This is a genomic window from Oleiphilus sp. HI0066 (genome assembly GCF_001635725.1).
In genome coordinates this window covers 1-968 of sequence record NZ_LWFH01000470.1, presented here as the reverse complement: position 1 = coordinate 968, position 968 = coordinate 1, and the positions used below count along the sequence as shown (strand labels likewise).

At 44.7% G+C, this 968-nt stretch carries 1 protein-coding gene; it reads right to left on the bottom strand.

Features of this window, described 5'->3' with window-relative positions; translation table 11 throughout:
* On the bottom strand, positions 1-968 hold a 968-nt coding region (locus tag A3738_RS06725), incomplete at both ends, for a DEAD/DEAH box helicase (protein WP_156504020.1).

Sequence of the window (968 nt, the reverse complement as noted above, 5' to 3'; positions counted from 1 at the left end):
AAGCAATAAGTTTCTGCCGCCTTGAGAAAGCTTAGCGAGTGCCGCTGCAACGACTATTGGATCTGCATGACGTGCGTCGATTAGTTTTTCGATTAATTCTTGGTAGAAACTTAAATCGCTAGACTCGATCGTTTCCATAATTTGCTGATTGAATTGCTCGATACGCAACTCATTGATTTTAGCTGCGCTTGGTATTTCCATGCGTTCGATCGACTTTGCTGAAATCTTTTCGATAGCACGTAGCATGCGTTTTTCGCGTGGTGCGACGAACAGAATAGCGTCCCCTGAACGACCTGCGCGCCCAGTTCGACCGATACGGTGAACATAAGCTTCTGTGTCGTATGGAATGTCATAGTTTACAACATGGCTGATGCGGTCAACATCTAAACCTCGAGCAACAACGTCCGTTGCAACAAGAATATCGATGTCGCCTTTTTTTAGCTTATCGACAGTTTTCTCACGGCTTGCTTGTGGAATATCACCATTCAGTGCGGTTGCAGAAAATCCGCGGGCACGAAGTTTTGTGCTTAACTCCTCTGTCGCAACCTTAGTTCTGACGAAGATGATAACGCCATCAAAAGGTTCAACTTCTAGAATCCTGCTTAACGCATCTAATTTATTGAGTCCTTGAGCAATCCAGTAACGTTGGCGAACAGTACTTGCTGTAGCTGTTTTAGATGCAATTTTTATGTGCGCAGGATTATTAAGATGCGCATCGGCAACACGTTTGATCTCTTTAGGCATCGTTGCAGAGAACAATGCAATCTGACGAGATTCAGGTGTGTGCTCTAAAATCCAATTAACATCATCAATGAAACCCATGCGTAGCATTTCATCGGCTTCATCCAGCACCAGTGTTTTTAGGTTGTCTAGCTTAAGAGTCCCGCGACGCATATGATCCATTACACGACCCGGTGTTCCTACAACAATTTGCGTTCCGCGTTTGAGTTGACGCAGTTGTATGCTGT